Source organism: Clostridium yunnanense (assembly GCF_016595795.1).
In the GTDB taxonomy this organism is placed as follows: domain Bacteria; phylum Bacillota; class Clostridia; order Clostridiales; family Clostridiaceae; genus Clostridium_AR; species Clostridium_AR yunnanense.
The window spans coordinates 115,436-135,908 of record NZ_JAENHN010000010.1 but is presented as its reverse complement, the minus strand read 5'-3'; the positions used below and the strand labels follow the sequence as shown (position 1 = coordinate 135,908).

Here is a 20,473-nt window from a genome sequence, read left to right as displayed (position 1 = left end):
ACCCTATATCCCCCTATCTATATTCTAAGATTTTTTGACTTTTATAAATTTCTTAAGGCACCTCCTTTTTAAGTATTGTTGGTATTACTGCCTTACTGTGCTGAACTTCATCCTTAAATTATTGAAATATTAGTCACTTATAATCTTTATTTTGTTTCTCACTACAGAAAAATTGTATCATAACGTTTTCATAGTGTATTTGTACTATTCATTAATTTTGTATACTTTTGCTACAATTCTTATATTATAGTTCAACTCAGTAAACAAACTTAGTAAATTATGTGTTTACTACTTCCATATAGCTTTAGCCTTAAACCCGTACATGCTCAAAGTATAAACACTTAAATTTCAATTTATATTTGTCAATATAAAAAAGCCGTGCATTATAAAGAGATTTGCTCTCCTAATGCACGACCTTAATCTTTATAATGAACTTGTCTTAAAAATAAACTTTTCTATTAATTCTGCAACAACACCTTCGTTATTATCAGCCTTTGTAGTGTAGTCACAAGCCTTTTTCACATCTTCAACAGCATTGCCTGCAGCAACAGATAAACCAGCCATATTTAGCATGGCCATATCATTATAGTTATCTCCTACTGCAATAGTGTCCTCTATATCTATGTTTAGTATTCTTGCTAAATCCACTAAGCCTTGACCCTTGTCCACTCCTAAAGAATTGAATTCCATATATCTATTTGAGGAGTAGCTAACTGAACATGAGCCCTTTACTATTTCCTGCATCTCTGGTTCTAAGGACATCAAGTATGGCACATCAATATTTTGATATAAGATCTTAGCAATTAATTCGTTTTCCAAAAAGTCTACTGTATTCTCTTCCATGATAGTGCATTCAAACTTTTGACGTTCAACTCTTATTTTCTCGCTCTCTGATAAATTATAGATATACAGCTTATCCTTTGTATATACATGTATGCAGACATCCTTGGTCAAACCGTACTCAAAGATTTCCTTCATCTTGTTAAAGTTTAGGCCTTTAAATTGAAGCAATTTATTTCCTTTGTTTTCAGTTAAAGCTCCCCCATTAAAGGAAAGCACATATTCACCTGGCTCATCATAAAGATCTAATATCTTTAAGTCCCTCTGAATAGAGTTATATCCTCTCCCTGTAGCTGGAACAAACTTCACTCCATATTCCTCTTTTGCTCTCTTTATAAAATCAATATTTCTTTGACAGATTACATGATCATCATTTAATAAGGTTTCATCCATATCACAAGCAATTAATTTATATCCCATTTAAGTTTCCCCTCTTTCATTTCCAGTTGTCTTTATTGTACACAATAAATTGTGCTAAAACTTGATATTTTCTAAAAAAGAAAAAAGAGTGATATCACTTGATACCACTCATCATATAATTCTAGAAGCTTAAATCTTCTCCGTTTGAACCAATTACTTTTTTATACCAATAGAATGAATCTTTTCTACTTCTAGTAAGTGGACCTTCACCATTATCATTCTTATCTATATATATGAATCCATAACGTTTTCTCATCTCACCAGTACCTGCTGAAACAAGATCTATGCATCCCCATGGAGTATATCCCATTAAGTCAACCCCATCTTCTTCTACTGCTTGTTTCATAGCTTCTATATGCCTAGCTAAATAATCAATACGGTAGTTATCATGAATTGCTCCATCTTCTTCTACCTTATCTATTGCCCCCATACCATTTTCAACTATAAATAATGGTAAGTTATATCTCTCTTGTAATCTATTCAAGGCAAGTCTTAAACCTACAGGGTCAATCTGCCAGCCCCAATCTGTTGCCTTTAGATAAGGATTTAAAACTGAAGTAGACATATTTCCATCTGTTACACTTTTATTTTTGTCAGAACTAACTACTGAGCTAGAATAGTAAGAGAAGCCTATATAATCTACTGTGCCTTTTCTTAGTAACTCATCATCTCCAACTTCCTTATGAAGTTTAACCCCTAGTCTTTCATATTCTTTCAACTTATACTCTGGATAAAATCCTCTACATTGTACATCTGAGAAGAAATGTCTCTGTTGATCATTCTTCATTAATTTCACTTCATCCTCTGGATTACAAGTAAGAGCATAAGTAGAACCATAAGCAGTCATCATACCTATCTGGAATTCTGGATTGATTTCATGTCCTAATAGTACTACCTTTGCACTCGCTAAGAATTGATGATAAACAGCTTGTGCTCTTGATTGTGCATCATTCTTTATAACTCCGCCTGCAAAAGTAGGCATATGATCCATTATATTTATTTCATTAAAAGTCATCCAATACTTAACTTTATTCTTATATCTATTAAAGATAGTTTCACAATATCTAACATAGAAATCTATAACTTTTCGGTCAAGCCATCCACCATACTTATTTGTAAGACCAAGTGGAGTCTCATAGTGAGATATAGTAACCACTGGTTCAATACCGTACTTTAACAATTCATCAAAAACATTATCATAAAACTCTAGACCTTTTTCGTTTGGTGTAACTTCATCTCCATTTGGAAAAATTCTTGCCCAGTTTATAGATAATCTAAAGCAGTTAAAGCCCATATCAGCAAATAATGCTATATCCTCTTTATAATGATGATAGAAATCTATAGCCTGATGGCTTGGATAGTACTCTCCTTCATGACATTCTAGCACTGCACCATCAGGAATTGATTCAAAAGGAAAAACCGGCTGAGATTTCTTTGTTCCATCTGGCATAGTATAAGTTATTCTTCTAGCTGAAGTGTGACTTCCATTAGTCATTACATCAGCAGTACTTAACCCCTTACCATCCTCTAAGTATCCACCTTCAAATTGGTTAGCAGCTGTAGCTCCTCCCCATAGAAAACCTTTTCTAAATCCCATATTGATTGTCTCCTCTCTTTATTCCAACTATGTTTGTACATTTTCAGTTAATCCTTAATAATAGGTATACCAATTGATATATTCAACATTTTGCTTTACAACTGGTACAGCTTTAGATAAATTTTTCTCTTATGATATAATCATATATAAGAAACATTATAATTTAAACATTTTGATTATATATTAGAATGCGATTTCATTTTTCTTAGGTATTTTATATAAAATGATGAAATTCTATTCCTATTTATGTACCACTTCGTAATAAAACTTATCATTTTTAAATTCTCTCACCAAAACCCGTGAGAGTTTTAAAAATAGATTTCGGATTGAAGTGGTTCATCTTTATATACTTACATATTTTGAAAAGAGGAATGTACTTATGCTAATTTCAAATAAACTTGAATCTATAGATTCTCTATCAAAATCAGAAGAAATTCTTGCTAATTATATTCTTAATGAAAAAGAAAATATTGAAAATCTATCTACTAAAGACTTGGCAACTGCAACTTATACTTCCCCATCAACAGTAGTTCGTCTATCTCAAAAACTTGGTTTCAGTGGATGGAATGAACTTAAAGAAAAGTATATTGAAGAACTTCAATACTTAAACAATCATTTTTCTGATGTTGATCCAAACTTTCCATTTGAAGCTCATGATTCTTTTATAAATGTTGCTTCAAAGGTTGCACATCTAGCAGCTAATAGTATCGAAGATACGCTTTCTCTTTTAAAGAATGATGAGTTAAAGAAGGCGGTAGATCTACTAAATAAAGCTCAAATGATTAATGTATATGGCAGTAGTAATTCACTACTTATGGCTTATGATTTTAAACATAAAATGCTTAGAATAAATCGTCATGTTGAAATCATGAATTTACCCGGCGAGCAGATGGTTGTAGCTTCAAATTCCTCATCTAAAAATTGTGCTATATTAATCTCTTATTCAGGAGAAAACGAAGAGGTTTTAAAAATCGCAGAAACGCTAAAAAATAAAAATACACCTATAATTGTACTTACAAGTATTGGTGAAAACACCTTAAGATCCTTTGGTGATTGTGCTTTTTCTATATCTACAAGAGAAAAACTTTATTCAAAGATTGCAACGTATTCAAGTAATGACTCTATTCATTTGATTTTAGATATTTTATACTCTTGTTTATTCAAAATTAATTACGATTATAATCTAGAATACAAAACTAATATTTCTAAAAAGATAGACCCACGATTTTCAACTATTAACTTAATAAAAGAATAAAATAAGCTTACACAAAGAAACTGCTGCAATTAGAATAAACTAATTGCAGCAGTTTCTTAAATATATGCTACTTATTTTCCCAAAACTTCCTTAACTTTTTGTAATGCCACCTCTATAACTTTATCCATATCATAATATTTATACTCACCTAAACGACCGCCGAAGATAACCTTGCTTTCAGCTTCTGCTGCCTCTCTATATTTTTCATACAGCGCGCTATTTTTCTCATCATTTACAGGATAATAAGGCTCATCACCTAATTCCCATTCCACACTATACTCGCGGCTCACAACAGTTTTAGGTTGATTTCCAAACTCAAAATGTTTATGTTCTATGATACGTGTATATGGAGTTTCTCTGTCAGTATAGTTTACTACTGCATTCCCTTGAAAGTTCTCCATATCTAAAACTTCTGTTTCAAAGCTTACACTTCTATACTCTAAAACACCGAATTTATAATCAAAATATGAATCTATTGGTCCTGTGTAAACTACCCTATCTGCTACCATATCCCATTGTTCTTTGTCCTTAAGATAATTAACATTAAGCTTTACCTCTGTTCCCTCTAGCATTCTTTCAATCATAGAAGTATATCCGCCTACTGGTATCCCCTGAAAATCTGCATTGAAGTAGTTGTTATCATAGGTAAATCTCACTGGAAGTCTGCGAATAATAAAAGCTGGCAATTCATTGCAAGGACGTCCCCATTGCTTCTCTGTATATCCTTTGATAAGTTTTTCATATATATCCACTCCAACTAAATTGATAGCCTGCTCTTCTAGATTTTGTGGATTTTCAATATAATTAGCACTTTGCTGTTCCTCTATTTTCTTTTTCGCCTCAGCTGGAGTTATAACTCCCCACATCTTATTGAAGGTATTCATATTAAAAGGCAGATTATAGATTTCTCCATGATAATTAGCCACTGGACTATTAGTATATCTATTAAACTCAGCAAACTGGTTTACGTAATTCCATACTTCCTTATTGTTAGTATGGAATATATGAGCTCCATATTTATGTACATTTATATCTTCAATTTTTTCTGTGTATATATTTCCACCAACATGATTACGCTTATCAATAATCAAGCATGTCTTACCAGCCTTTTTGGCTTCATGAGCAAAAATAGAACCATACAATCCTGCTCCTACAATTAAAAAGTCATATTTTTTATTCATAAAATTCATTCTCCTAAACACTTCATTTATTTACTAGGTGAGTTGAAGCACTGCATTGAAATTAAAAACCTTATATGCTTAATTATAACTTATATACTTCCTTTATTTAAATTATTTTACTTTATCTATATCACAAAAATATCTTTCCACGATCTTATCCTTAAGAAAACTCTTATATTTTTAAAGTCTCCGCTGACAATCAGGCTAAGCTTTAGAAAACAATTTTAGAGTTGTCTCTATTTGATCATGAAAAGATATTTTATTATTATTTACTTTATGCCATTATTGTTCAATTAAACTTTTCTAACATAAGTATATACTACCATATAGTTCCTAGATAAACTATCAAGTTATACGAGTCCAATACTCTTAATACGTGATTTTCGAGCAAGCATAAATTAATTTTCCACATAGGAACTCTTTAATTAAAGCCAACAATTCTTTGAGATATTTTATATGCGCCAACAGCAATACTACGTCCTAATTTACCTGGAAGGTTCATTATACCTCCCATAAAACCGTATCTGAGATTATTATAAAGCTCAATATCTGTTTCCTTGATATATCTCCATAACTCTCTCTTCTTCTCTAGGTTCTCTCTTGTACCTGAGCGTATTAAAAGTATGGTGGACACTACAGTAACTATTTCTAAGTAATTAAACATATACTTTTTAAGCTTTAGATTTCTTATATTATCTAACTGCACCTGCTCTATCATAAGCTTGTTTACTTTTATCTGTTGATCAATTCTCTTGATCATTACACTTTCGTTAACAGACTGATCTCCTCTGCCTATAAAATATCTATAAAAATCAACATCGATATAATATATTTTATTAACATGCTCTAGTGGTACATATACAAATAAATTATCCACATAGAAAGTATGCTTTGGTAGTTCTAATCCACAATCTCTTAAGAGTTGTGTTCTATAGATAACAGAATGCATCAGTATGTATTGTCCTTTTCTAAAGTTCCTTATATCATCCCAAGTGAAAACTTTCTCCTCTGGAAGTACATTTTCATACTTCATGACTTTCTTCTTTTTTGCGCCCTCTTTCTCATAAACAAAATTGCTTATAAGCATATCAATTATAGTTTCATTGTCAGTGAGATCATCCAATGACTTTAATATTTTTTTATATGCTTCAGCATTTACCCAATCATCACTATCTACAACTTTAAAATATAATCCAGATGCATTTCTAATGCCTGCATTCACTGCTTCTCCATGCCCACCATTTGGTTGATGTATTGCTTTTACGATAGTCGGATACTTTGCAGCATACTCATCTGCAATTTCTGCAGTCTTATCTGACGAACCATCATTTACGATAAGCAATTCAACCTTTTCTCCTCCAGGCAATAGTGACTCTATGCAGTTTCTCATATATTCTTGTGAATTATAGCAAGGAATTGCTACTGATAATAATTTCATACTCACACTACCTCTACTAATTTTTATAATTAACTTTTGTTATTTTCACTACTTATTAAAATACTTCACGCTTGTCTATATAGATTTTAACACAATGTTTAAGTACATTGCTTATTTATTTTTTGGTGACTTTAGCTTCTTATTTCTTTCTTTTAATAAATGTACCAAACCCTTAAAGAAATTCCCATTTACCATCATAAGTATACCATCTAACATAGGCATATTAACTACACCGCCTGTTACTCTAGCTATTCCTCTAAAAGGCATATGATATATAGACATCATAATAATATTAGCTGTACTTCTTTTACCGATCTTCCTTAAGAACCAGTATGCAAAAACAATCATATAATATGAAAATCTTGCAAATATACCCTTTGCATACTGACACTGAGCAATAGTATCGTTATATCCTAATGGTTTTGATCTATCCCATTTTGAAACAGGCACCTTTCGTCCAATTAATCTTTCAAACTCTTCTACAGTGACATTATTGGTTTTTCCTGAATAATACGATTGAAGAGCAGCTTTATCATATGGAAGCGGTGCTCCTGTACCTTCAATAAAAATAGTATCCTTCACTCTAATATCATCACTAGATGCGCCTATCATTATTTCATACTCTGACTCTTCAACTTCCCACTTATTAGTCTTAACATTAAAATAACGAAAAGTTTTATCATCAAAAGGTATAGTTACAGTCTTTGTTTCTCCAGCATTTATGAATATTTTTGTAAATCCCTTCAATTCTTTCTTTGGTCTAAAGATCTCTTTAGATTTACATCCTATGTATAATTGGGCAATCTCCATACCAGCAACATTGCCCGAATTCTTTAATTTAAAAGTCGCTCCATATCTACTAACATGAATATCTGAATACTCGAAGGTTGTATAGCTTAATCCATATCCAAAAGGAAATAGCACGTCAACACTAGCCGTATCATAATAACGATAACCAATATATATTCCTTCCCTATACTCTACGCTAACCTCTTTACCTGGAAAGTTATGAAACGATGGTGTATCCTCATAACGAATTGGATAAGTTTCTGCTAGTTTTCCAGATGGATTAACATCACCTGATAATATTCTAAGTATAGCCCTAGATCCTGCCTGCCCACCAAGGTATCCATGAAGCACAGCCTTTAACTTACTTATCCAAGGCATTTCCACCGCAGAGCCACAGGACAAAATTGCTATAATATTTGAATTAACTGTATATAATGCATTCAAAAGTTCTATTTGATTCTCAGGAATGCTCATACTTTGTCTATCCAAACCATCAGCTTCAGTAACTTCGTCTAATCCTATATATAAAAGAATAACATCTGCTTTTCTTGCAAGCTCGCATGCCTTCTCTATTTTTTTCTTATCTTTCTTACCATAACGTTCAAAACCAGGTTCATATCCAATACTGATTATTCCTGATTCATTGAAACAATCCATTGTGTGATCTAGTATGGTTGGGTTTACTATAGAAGAGCCAGCTCCTTGATAACGAGCATTCTTTGCAAAATCACCAATCACAGCAACCTTTTTACCGTATTTAAGAGGAAGTATATTTTCTTCATTTTTAAGCAGAACTATAGACTCTTCTGCAACCTTTTGTGCTACTCTATGATGTTTATCCACATCAAATTCTATATGGGGTCTCTTGTAAACTTCTTCAGTAGTAAATATAAGTTCAAGTAGTCTATCAACACATTCATCTAGCACTTCTTCTTTAATTTTTCCACTCTTTATAGCCTTAATAATTTCTTCATTGGTCTCTCCCGCTGTTGTTGGCATCTCTAATTCATTTCCAGCAAGTAATCCTGCTATACGATCGTTGCTTCCACCCCAATCAGTAATAACACACCCCTTGTAATTCCACTCACCTCTTAGAATATCTCTCATCAAATGCATATTTTCATTGGTATAAGTGCCATTGATCATATTGTAGGAAGACATTATGGCCCTAGTTCTTCCTTCTTTAACAGCTATCTCAAATGCAGTCAAATAGATTTCTCTTAAGGTTCTCTCATCAACTATAGTATCTATAGCCATACGTCTTTCTTCTTGATTGTTAGCACAAAAATGCTTTACGCATGCTGATATTCCGTGAGATTGAATTCCTCTTATATATCCTGCAGCCATCTTTCCAGCTAGGTATGGGTCTTCACTATAATATTGAAAGTTTCTTCCACACAGAGGATTTCTCTTCATATTAACACCTGGTCCTAGAAGCACATTAACCTTTTGGGAGATTGCTTCTTCACCTAGATATTCCCCTACTCTCTCACCAAGCTCTTCATTCCAACTATTTGCTACTGTTGCAGCTGTAGGAAAACATGTAGCCGGAATCCCAACATTAAGTCCGAGATGATCTGCAGCCACTGCTTGTTTTCTTATACCATGAGGTCCGTCAGCAAGAAACATACTATTGATTCCAAGACGTTCTATCTCTTGAGTCTGCCAAAAATCTTTTCCTGACATTAAAGACGCTTTCTCTTCTAAAGTCATTTTTTTAATTAATTCTCTATACTTCATCTTCTATTCCTCTTTTGATATTTACAGCAGACAAAAAAACAACTACCGCCGAAACATCTAACTCAATTTTGAAATCTATTTGTTGTCTAATGCGTTGTTATCTATAAATAGCCTTAAAGATCTTAATTGTACTCAATATCAGAAAATGATACTCATAAGCTTTGATATAAAAAGTTATGTTGCATCCTGACAGACTAAATATTTTATGACAGATCTTATATCTTGAAGATTGAATTTACTTTAAAAAGTTTCCTACCAAAGAGGCTTTTTAAAGTAAATTATACCATTTAGAACCATTATAATTTAAAACACCAACATCATCAAGTATTAACACTTAAAGTAAATAAGGTCAGTGTACTTTGTAATTCTCCTAATGAATTTCATCATATTATTTACGAAAAACAGCTCCAAGTTACACCTGAAACTGTTTTTCATATTTGTTTACTTGATAAATACTGCTTAAATCTTATTGGGTTGCAATGAATATCTCATAACTAAATCTATCTCTAATCAAGCAAAGGGGATCGCTTTAATATAAGCTTTAAATATTATTATGTTATTACTACCTTGCACCCGCAACTTTCTCTTCAGTATTATCTTTAAATATTATCTTGAATATCGGAAAGAATACCCAGAAGGAAATTGCACAGTTTATAATCATTGTTATAAAGTCTGCTATAGTCTCACCAACTGATCCCATTCCAAATGTATTCATCAACAAATTATATATAGGAGCTTTGTAAAGTCCTTGAAGTGCAGCTGCACCTATAGATATTACAATATAAGCTACTACATACCAAAAAGCAGACTTCCATATGTTACTTTTAGATTTAAAGGTTATATTCCTTTGAGCAAAGAAGTTGATAATCTGTGCAATAGCCATTGTTATCTGAACTGCAAGGAAGTATGCTAATCCTCCCCCTCCTCCTGAGGAAATTGAACCAGCTGCATAATTAAATACATAGTAAGCACTTCCATCAAAATTATGACCAACTTGTAGTATTTGAAAGTTTGTATCTGCCAATGTAGTCCATCCAAGTATCTCTTTAAATAAAGGCATCAAAACCATTTGCAAAACTGTTATTCCATTACTTAACATAAAAAACACTAAAAACTGTGCTGTACCAGGATGTTTTGTCTTATATTTTGTCCATAAATCTATAATAGGCGCAAACATACTTTTATTCTTTAACTTTTCGTTGCTCATCTTAACTCTCCTTCACAACTTCTGCTATTGCTTCATTACTTTTATTTTTCTTTACTAGCTTATTTCTTTCTCTTAATAAATGACTTAAGCCTTTAAAGAAGTGACCATTCGCTATCATCAAAATTCCATCGACCATTGGCATGTTTGCAACTCCGCCTGTCATCCTTGCTATTCCTCTAAATGGCATATGGTATATGGACATCATTATTACATTAGCAGTCATTCTTTTTCCTATTTTTCTTAAGAACCAATATGCAAAGCTAATCATGTAAAATGCAAATCTTGCAAACCATCCCTTTGCATACTGACATTGAGCAATAGTATCGTTATATCCAAGAGGTTTCGTTTTGTCCCATTTTGAAGCAGGAACCTTATGACCAAGTAGCTTCTCAAACTCCTCCACATTAACCTTGCTTACCTTACTTGAATAGTAGGATGGAAGTAGCTCTTTGTTATATGGATTAGGAGCATCGGTGCCCTCAATAAAAACACTATCTATCAGCCTTATATCACTGCTTGATGCACCAATCATAATCTTATAATCTGATTGTTCTATCTCCCATTTATTTGTTTTCACATTAAAATATCGGAAGGTTTTATCATCAAAAGCTATGGTCACAGTTTTAGTTTCACCAGGATTTATAAACACCTTTGCAAAGCCTTTCAACTCTTTCTTAGGTCTAAAAATCTCATTAGAGCTACAACCTACATATAGCTGTGCAACTTCCGCTCCCGCTACACTACCAGAGTTTTTAATCTTAAAAGTAACCTTATCTTCGCTAACCTTTATGTCTAAATACTCAAAGGTTGTATAACTTAATCCATATCCGAATGGAAAAAGAACCTCAATGTTTGCAGTATCATAGTAACGATATCCAATATAAATACTTTCTCTATATTCAACGCTTACTTCCTTTCCTGGGAAATTGTTAAAGGAAGAAGTATCTTCATAGTGAACTGGATATGTCTCTGCTAACTTACCTGATGGATTTACATCACCTGCCAATACTCTAAGCATAGCTCTTGACCCAGCTTGACCACCTAAGTACCCATGGAGCAATCCTTTTACTTTTTTAATCCATGGCATCTCTACTGCAGAACCACAGGACAATACTACCACGATATTTTGATTAACCTCATACAATGCATTTAACAACTCTACTTGATTTTCTGGTATCTTCATATTTTGTCTATCAAGACCTTCAGCTTCAGTAGCCTCATCTAGTCCAATATATAAAAGGATGACATCTGCTTTTTTAGCAAGTTCACATGCCTTCTCTATTTTTTTCTTATTCTTTTTTCCATAGCGCTCAAAACCAGGTTCATACCCTATACTATTAAATTCAGCTTCTTTGAAACAATCTAACGCATTATGCAAAATAGTTGGATTTACTATAGAGGAGCCTGCCCCTTGATATCTTGGCTTTTCTGCAAAGTCCCCTATTACTGCAAGCTTTGTACCTTTTTTTATTGGCAATATGTTTTCTTCATTCTTAAGCATCACTATTGATTCTTCTGCCACTCTTTGTGCCATCTTGTGATGTTTCTCTTTACTAAACTCTTTTTGAGATTTTTTATATACCTCTTCAGTTGTAAAAGTAAGCTCAAGTAATCTGTCAACACATTGATCTAAAACTTCTTCTTTGAGTCTTCCACTTTTAACAGCCTCGATTATTTCTTCATTAGTCTCCCCTGCTGTTGTCGGCATTTCAAGTTCGTTTCCAGCAATCAACCCTGCTACACGATCATTGCTTCCTCCCCAGTCTGTAACTACAACGCCGTTAAAGCCCCATTCTCCTCGAAGTATATCCTGCATAATATGAATATTTTCATTTGTGTAGCTACCATTTAGTCTGTTATAGGAGGACATTATAGACTTGGTCCTACCTTCCTTCACCGCAATTTCGAAAGCTGTTAAGTAGATTTCTCTAAGAGTTCTCTCATCAACTACTGTATCGATTGCCATACGTCTTTCTTCCTGATTATTTACACAAAAATGTTTAACACATGCCGAAATTCCTTGCGCTTGAATACCTCTTATATAGCCCGCTGCTATCTTACCGGCAAGATATGGATCCTCACTGAAGTATTCAAAGTTTCTTCCACACAAAGGGTTTCTCTTCATATTAACCCCTGGCCCCAACAGTACATTTACCTTTTGCGCAACAGCTTCTTTTCCAAGAAATTCTCCAATCTCCTCTCCCAAAGCTTCATTCCAACTATTTGCAACCGTAGCTGCCGTTGGAAAGCAAGTAGCTGGGATACTTGGATTAAGCCCCAAGTGATCAGCAGCTGCTGCCTGTTTTCTAATACCATGAGGACCATCAGCTAGAAACATGCTACCTATACCTAAACGCCCAATATCCATGGATTGCCAAAAATCCTTACCGGATGTTAATGATGCCTTTTCTTCTAAAGTCATACGACTTATTATTTCTGCATATTTCATATCTTCACCTATCCAGATAGATAAACCACTTCATACTGAAATCTACATTTTCAACTTTTCATATCAGAACTGGGTGAAGTTTTAAATATAGATTTCAGATAGAAGTGATAATCCTTAGCCAAGACTGTCTCAAGGCAGCCTGACTTTCTGAGTTCCTTTCATATCAAAGATTTGTAGATGTACTACTTCTAAACTGCGACTTCTTCTTTCTTTCTACTCTTACGAAAGCTAACTACTAATCCTGCTAATATAGCTAATACAACTACTACATCAACCCCAATTGTTATTTTAACCCACATTGGCTTGTCAGTACTTAATCCGTTCTTTATAGCACCGCTGTTAGCAACAGTGTATAACATGTTATGAGAAGCATCTCTTAATGCCCATAAAGTATCATTGCTCTTTGTATTAACAGAAGGTACTCCCACAGGTGCTACCCCTGTAAGGTAAGTATCATTACCAGCGCGGATACCAAGTTCAAATACCATGTATGGATATGCGCTTATGCCGCCGCCATTCATATAGAAGTCAGTATCTATCATACCTTTGAAGTCCCATTCATTACGAAGTACTTGTTTTATTAAACCTGTGTTTGCTCCAGCCCAAGTATTTCCTATGCTGTTGAAGGAAGACATAACTGCTTTAGCGCCACCTTCTTTAACTGCAAGTTCAAAAGGTTTTAGGTAAATTTCACGAATTGCTTGTTCATTTGACCATGTCAAAATTCCAACAGTACGATTTGTTTCTTGATCATTTAGAGCAAAATGCTTCATGTAAACATATCCGCCCTTACTTTGATATCCCTTTGTAACAGAAGCTGCCATCTTACCAGAAACAAGTCCATCTTCAGAGTAATATTCAAAGTTTCTTCCACCAAAAGCTGTACGGTGGATGTTCATGGCAGGTGCATACCAACCAGTAACCCCATAAGCATTTGCTTCAGCTCCTATGCATTGTCCCATAGCTTCTGCAAGATTAACATTCCAAGTAGATGCAACTACTACTTCTGCAGGGAAGGATATGCCCGAAACCTTTACCTTAGATATGAACGAACTAATAGCAGAAGGTCCATCATAATCAACTGTAGCAGGCTTACCAACTGAGGTAAGTTCCACTGTTTTATATCCACCGTGTACTATTAAGTTAACCATATCATCTACAGATAATTGATCAAGCAAAGCATCCCAGCTCTTATCGTTATAATCAATACCAGTATAATCCTTTAACTTCTTACCATTCTTTGCTCCTGTAGTAGGTGCTGAAGTCTTAGTATCAGCTGGTACAGTATATCTCTTGTCGTTTACAAGCTGTACAAAACTAGTATCAACTAATTTTCCCTTTACATCTACTGTAGCCTTCCCATCAGCAGTCTTAATCGTGAACTTCTCATTCTTATCTATGTCATTAAAGTTTGCAAATTTGTTTGCTCTTGATAGATAAGTTTTTACACTACCTTCTCCAGTAACATAGCTATCAAATTGATTTACAGCAGTTTGCTTATCAGTAGAACGAGCTGTAGAATCATATATTACTTGAGAAAGATTCTTTGAACCTATATCAGCTATCTTTTCATGAGAGTTGTTCATAAGCATAAGCTTGTATTCGCCTTGCTCAAGCACATATCCGCCTTTTGAAGTATATGCCTTGTTTGTATCATAAGATGCCATATCTTCAACTTTAAAGGAAAGAGTAACTTCCTGTGATTCTCCTGCCTTTATTTCACCAGTTTTTGCAAATGCGCCAAGAACGATTGAAGATTTTTCAAGCTTTCCAGTATAAGGTGCAGAGTAATATAACTCAACAACATCCTTTCCAGCTACTGCTCCAGTATTTGTTACCTTAACTTTTACAGAGATATTCTTATCATCCCAAGCTAAACTTCCTGGTACCATTTCTTGCTTAAAGCTTGTATAACTTAATCCATAACCAAATGGATATTGTACTTTTTCACCATAATTTATTGTACCTTCTGCTGCTGCAGTTTCATAGTAACGGTATCCTACATAAACCCCTTCAGCGTAGTTCACATAATTTAATCTAACCTTTTGCGAATCTACTGCTTGAGAGTATGAGCCGTCAGCATTTTTAACTACATAATCGAAGTTTCCAAAGTTCTTCATTGAAGGTGTATCTAAAAGATCCTTAGCATATATATCTACAGTTCTACCAGATGGATTAACCTTACCTGCAAAAACTTTACCTAAGGAGTTAAATCCATTTTGTCCTGGTCCACCGATTGTTAGCACACTCTTAATTTGACTAAAATCCTTAACCCAGCTAAGTTCAAAAGTATTACTACTGTTTACAACAAGAATTACCTTATCGAAGTTCTTTGTAACAGCTTCTACCATACCTTTTTCTCTGTTGCTAAGCTCTAAATAATGCTTATTTGCATCAAGATCATCCCTGTTACCAAACTTTTGACCTGTAGGTCCTTGTTGGCTTCCCTTTGGATTAAAGGTATCTGGACCATCCATGCTTACTGGAAGATCTGCACCTTCACCACCTGAACGTGCAATAAATATTACTGCAGTGTCAGCGTAATCTTTAGCTTGCTTCATTCTATCTGCTGTATAGAATGAAGTCTCAGGTTCTGGAATAGTCCAATCTTGTCCATCCATACCTACTATTGGTCTTTGCATATTTAATGCTACATAGTCATTGTATAGTTTGTCATTAACTTCAAAGCCAGCAGCCTCAAGTCCTGCTTTTGGATTAACAGCTGTAGATGTATCTGTAGACCCTGATCCAGTTCCCCCATAGATAGGATTCGTAAAGCTCCATCCAAATACATTTATCTTAGTTTTCTTTGCAGCGTCTGTCTTTATAGGAAGAGTGTTGTCCTTATTTTGAAGAAGGACAATACCTTCATCTGTGATCTGTTCAACAAGCTTTTTAGACTGCTCTCTTGCTGTTACAGCCTGCTTACTTGTAACATCCATTTTAGTAAAATATGCTGTAATAACTTCTGAGAAATGATTTAATGCTATGTTCACACCAACCACAACCACAAGTAAAAATATCAGCACCGATCTAATTATTATACGTGACTTTTTCTTACTCTTTTTCTTACTTTCCATACCTTTTATTCCCCCTAATTATAAGATTAATGATGCAAAAGAATTTTTCCTCCCATTAACTTAATCACGCGTTTTCTTCCCCCCCATATTTTTTTACTAATCTCATGTGATCCTTTACAAATACTGCCTTTGTAAAGCTTATCACCCCTACAAGACTTAATTTAGCATATTGTGGTAACAACCTCAATCAACGAAAAGTTCGGTATGTTAACTTTTAGTTTATCATCCTTCTATCTATAGTAGAAAAGCCGCTGAAGTGACCTTCTTAATTGAACATTTTACACTTTACTATACAGTAAAAAAGCCGCCTTGATGGCATGCTTGCACATCAAAACGACTTGTTTCTATCCTTACTGTATTGCCTTACATAGCTACGAAACAATGTTACTGTCTTAGACTGTATGTCCCTTTTTCTAGTAACCATATATATATTCTGAGGTATCTTCTCTCTTAATCTTATAACCTTTAACTTATCATTTTTTACTGCATCTTCAATAAAGTCCACCGAAACTGTTACATATCCGTTAGTTTCACACAATATATGGGCAGCAAGAATATTGCCCATTTCGTGCTTAACATAAGGGGCAAATCCGTATTCTAAACATTTATCAACTAAACTATGTTGTTTACCAAATTCCATAGATTTTATCACTAAAGGCTCATTCTCCAATTCTATTATTGATATTTCATCTTTAGCAGCTAGAGGATGATTTTTAGAAACCACAACAACAACTTCACCTGGAACAACTAGCTCATACTCACAGTTTTCAATATCTTCATGTCCAAGAACCAATCCAACATCCACTTGCTCTTGAAATAGCTTATCAATAGGATACTCATCTGGATATTCTCTTAATTTCATCTTTATACTAGGATAAACATTTGAAAACCCAAATAACATATCAGGAGGAACTGCAGATGTTGTTGCATATGTAACAACAACAGTCAATAAAATATTTTTTCTTCCATTTATAATACTTATTTCTTTCTTTATATCTTCCATCAAATAACAGATATGTTTTGCCCTGGCATATAATAACTCACCGCACTCTGTAGCTTCCATACCACGTGATCCTCTACAAAACAGCTCTGCTTCTAAATCCATTTCAAGCTGTTTTATAGTTTTACTTAGCCCTTGAGGAGTAATAAATAGATCTTTGGCCGCCAAAGAAACACTTTTCTTCTCGTAAACTTTGATGAAATATTGTAACGCCTCTGTATTCATATTTTTTCCTTTATACGCGTGTTAGGGGTTGAGATAGTTGATGTTAGTATAACATACCATTTTTCAATTTACAATATAACCAATTTAAATTGGCCCCAGTATATACCACTGATAAACTAAGTTTCCAGATCCTAATTTAGCAAAGTAATTTATATAATACACCTAAGATTACTGTTTAAATTTTTCGATATTTATACTGTGGTCTTCCAACCTTTCCATATTCTATAAGCTTCTCAACCTTGCCCTCTTTCTCCATATACTCTACATATCTTCTAACTGTTACCCTTGCGATCCCAAGTTTTTCCGCCAAATCTTCTGCTGTAACATCTTCATAACTACGTTTCTCTATTTCCTCCCATATGGCTCTATAGGTATATTTATTGAGACCTTTTGCGAACTCCTCTTCACTTTGAGATAAATTTTGACTGGATATTAACTTATCTAAGTCCGTTTGCTCGATCTCAGAACTTTTTTTGAATTTGTAATATCTATTCTTAAATTGAAATAAAGCTTCCTTAAATCTGTCAAATCCAAAGGGTTTTATAAGATAATCAACAACTCCATATCTAAAGGCATCTTGTATTCTCTCAATAGACTTATCTGCGGTTATTAAAATAACATCAATATCTATTTCTTCACTTCTTATCCACTTTAAAAAATCCATTCCGTTTTCCTTAGGCAGATATACATCAAGCAGTATTAAATCTGGCTTCTTTAGGGATATAAACTTTTTCGCATCCCCAAGATTAGAAACAGCTTTATATAAATTGAATCCTTCTACCCTTTTTAAGAACTTCGAATTTATCTCCCTTACCATCGGTATAGTTATATTCCAAGCAGTACCATCATCTATATAAAAACTTATTATACCGTTATACTGTTCAATTATCTTCTTTACAATGTACATACCATGTCCTCGCTGACCATCTTTGGTTGAAAAGCCTTGTTCATAGATTCTGTCCTTATACTCTTCTGGAATTCCTCCACCGTTATCTTTGATTCCTATACTTAATAGCTCTTCCTGTTCTACTATTTTTACATATATTAAACCAGTACCATCATTCTTCACTTCATCTAAGGAATTCTCAATAAGGTTTCCTATTATAGATACCATTTCTTCTGAAGTCATGTGTTGTGGAAGTCTTGTAAGCTTAGAAGCCTCATCTATTTTAAGCTTAACTCTACACTCCTCAGCTTTATTATATTTTGAAAGCAATAACGCTGATAGCGAAGTATTCTTTATATTTTCAGTTAAAATATTACTTATATTACTTCTTAATTTCGCTATATCTGATATAAATTGCAATGCTTCCTCATACTCCTCCAGCTGTATTAGTCCAGAAATAGTATGAAGCCTGTTCATGAACTCATGGTTTTGAGCTCTCAAGGACCACGCCATCCTTTTTACGCCAGTGAGCTCTTCGGCCATTTTAGTCACCTCGGTTTTATCTCTAAAACTTGCTATAACTCCTACTGTTTTTCCTTTATCAATTATAGGAATTCTATTTGTCATTATTACAGTATTGTTTATCCTCTGCTCATCTTCAAATTCAGCTTCACCTTTTTCCAATACATTAATTAATCTAGTATTAGGAATAACTTCCTCAATATTTCTTCCTATGAGCTCATCTCTACTAAGCTTATTCTCAAAATGCAATATATTTAAAGCTGAATCATTTATAAGGGTGATCCTTCCTATCTGATCCACAGCTACTAATCCTTCATGAATTGCATCAAGAATCCCCATCTTTTCATTATATAATCTTGATATTTCTTCAGGTTCAAGCCCAAGTAAGGTTTTCTTTATACTATTAGCAAGTAAAAATGCTCCTATCACACCTGCTGTAAGCCCTCCAAGTGTAATAAGCATTATATACAAAATCGCCGTATGTTTAGCTGCTTCAATGCTATGTGTTAGCGTTCCTACTGAAACAAAGCCTATTTCCTCATTAGTTACCGGATCATATATAGGAGCAAAAGCTCTTAAGGCTTTTCCAAGAGTTCCAGTAGCTTCAGAGATATAGGTCTCCCCCATATGTGCCACTCTATATTCATCACCACCTACAAACTTCTTTCCTATCATATCAGCACTAGGATGTGAATATCTAATACCATCCATATCAGCAACAATAATATACTCGATTTGATCTAAGTTTTTTAGCTGAGTATTTACATATGATCCAATCTTTCTATTTGGATCTTTAACCTTCAAGGAATCTATTATTTCAGTAGAGTGAGCTACCATCTCTGCCACATTCATAATATTAGTTCTGGCCTTGCTTTCAATATTTCCAGTCATCCAAGAAGCCACAAAAAAAATGATTATGGATATAGAAATAGATACCACTGTAATAACCAATAGGGTAATTTTCGTTTGTAGCTTTATTGTTTTTTTCATATTTATCACCTTTTATAACAAAACAGACAACTATTTAGTTGAGTTCGTATTATAATTTTAAAGTTATTCATCCTTATATAATTCTACAATGAATATTTACTTCTAAACTTATGTAGAATTTCATTCTTTATACAAAGTTAAAACACAGAAGTATAGATGTACCACTTCAATCCGAAACCTATTTTTAAAACTCTCACTACTTCTGGTGAGATAATTTAAAAATAATAAGTTTTAATATGAAGTGGTACATCCGTATGAAAGAACATTTATATAGGTAAAAGCTTTATAATAGGACCATTTACCTTGATCCCATTATATACTATTTCTCTAATTACTGTCTTCCACTTTTCTGTGTGTTATTATAGGGTTCCATTACGAAAACTTAAGTTATGCATGTTCGAAAATCGTGGCTACTGAGGATTTTTGCGGCATGCATAACTTAATAGTTGAAGTTGGAACCCTATATAGGATTCCTATATCGAAACTTAAGTTATACTTGTTCGAAATTTGCGGCTCCTGGTAATTTTGGGGCCTGTATAAATTAATAGTTGAGTTAGGAACTCAGATTAACCACTTCGATCTGAAATCTATCTTTAAAACTCTCACGTGTTTTAGTGAGATAATTTAAGAATAATAAATTTTATTACGAAGTGGTTCATCTATAATCCATGTTTGCATAAAGTTTATTCTATCTAACCTTAAAATTTTTCTATTTCTCTATATTATATATTTGTGGGTATATACTTTTATTTATTGTGAATTTTTATTTTTACTGTTGAAATTAAGGTGTTTTTAGGGAGTATCTAGGGTAAAGGGACACCTTAATTTCAACTGGATTCTTTGTTTTTTTAACC

Annotated in this window: 11 protein-coding genes and 1 pseudogene; 1 reads left to right on the top strand and 11 read right to left on the bottom strand. The window is 33.6% G+C overall.

What is annotated here, in order from left to right; genetic code table 11:
- Positions 1-423: 423 nt before the first annotated feature.
- Together JHL18_RS03900 and JHL18_RS03895 are read right to left on the bottom strand one after the other, a co-directional pair.
- Positions 424-1,260, bottom strand: coding sequence for a Cof-type HAD-IIB family hydrolase (locus JHL18_RS03900; RefSeq protein WP_200266331.1), 837 nt, complete (start codon positions 1,258-1,260; stop codon positions 424-426).
- Between the two features lie 121 nt (positions 1,261-1,381).
- The gene (locus JHL18_RS03895; protein ID WP_200266330.1) at positions 1,382-2,857 is read right to left on the bottom strand and encodes a family 1 glycosylhydrolase; all 1,476 of its coding nucleotides are present in this window, start codon (positions 2,855-2,857) and stop codon (positions 1,382-1,384) included.
- A 379-nt stretch (positions 2,858-3,236) separates the two neighbouring features.
- Between JHL18_RS03895 and JHL18_RS03890 the strand changes: the two genes are divergently transcribed.
- Positions 3,237-4,112, top strand: coding sequence for a MurR/RpiR family transcriptional regulator (locus JHL18_RS03890; RefSeq protein WP_200266329.1), 876 nt, complete (start codon positions 3,237-3,239; stop codon positions 4,110-4,112).
- 71 nt (positions 4,113-4,183) lie between these two features.
- Here the strand turns inward: JHL18_RS03890 and glf are convergent, their stop codons facing one another.
- The 9 genes and pseudogenes from glf to JHL18_RS25810 form a co-directional block, all read right to left on the bottom strand.
- Positions 4,184-5,293, bottom strand: a complete 1,110-nt coding sequence (glf, locus tag JHL18_RS03885; protein ID WP_200266327.1) for a UDP-galactopyranose mutase — start codon at positions 5,291-5,293, stop codon at positions 4,184-4,186.
- 421 nt (positions 5,294-5,714) lie between these two features.
- Positions 5,715-6,731 (bottom strand): glycosyltransferase family 2 protein, encoded by a 1,017-nt coding sequence (locus tag JHL18_RS03880; protein WP_200266325.1) that lies wholly within the window; start codon positions 6,729-6,731, stop codon positions 5,715-5,717.
- A 111-nt stretch (positions 6,732-6,842) separates the two neighbouring features.
- On the bottom strand, positions 6,843-9,260 hold the full coding sequence (locus tag JHL18_RS03875; RefSeq protein WP_200266323.1) for a beta-glucosidase family protein: 2,418 nt from the start codon (positions 9,258-9,260) through the stop codon (positions 6,843-6,845).
- Between the two features lie 562 nt (positions 9,261-9,822).
- A complete protein-coding gene (locus JHL18_RS03870; RefSeq protein ID WP_338025441.1) occupies positions 9,823-10,467 on the bottom strand; it encodes a hypothetical protein in 645 nt (214 codons plus the stop codon).
- 1 nt (position 10,468) lies between these two features.
- The gene (locus tag JHL18_RS03865) at positions 10,469-12,916 is read right to left on the bottom strand and encodes a glycoside hydrolase family 3 C-terminal domain-containing protein (RefSeq protein ID WP_200266321.1); all 2,448 of its coding nucleotides are present in this window, start codon (positions 12,914-12,916) and stop codon (positions 10,469-10,471) included.
- A 188-nt stretch (positions 12,917-13,104) separates the two neighbouring features.
- Positions 13,105-15,996 carry a glycoside hydrolase family 3 protein gene (locus tag JHL18_RS03860; RefSeq protein WP_200266319.1) on the bottom strand — a complete coding sequence of 964 codons (2,892 nt, stop codon included), beginning with the start codon at positions 15,994-15,996 and terminating at the stop codon, positions 13,105-13,107.
- A gap of 328 nt (positions 15,997-16,324) precedes the next feature.
- Positions 16,325-17,221 carry a LysR family transcriptional regulator gene (locus tag JHL18_RS03855; RefSeq protein ID WP_200266317.1) on the bottom strand — a complete coding sequence of 299 codons (897 nt, stop codon included), beginning with the start codon at positions 17,219-17,221 and terminating at the stop codon, positions 16,325-16,327.
- 175 nt (positions 17,222-17,396) lie between these two features.
- Positions 17,397-18,038 (bottom strand): response regulator, encoded by a 642-nt coding sequence (locus tag JHL18_RS25815; RefSeq protein WP_243277796.1) that lies wholly within the window; start codon positions 18,036-18,038, stop codon positions 17,397-17,399.
- Positions 18,039-18,047: 9 nt separating this feature from the next.
- A pseudogene (locus tag JHL18_RS25810) lies at positions 18,048-19,520 on the bottom strand (ATP-binding protein); the annotation flags it as partial.
- Between the last annotated feature and the right edge of the window lie 953 nt (positions 19,521-20,473).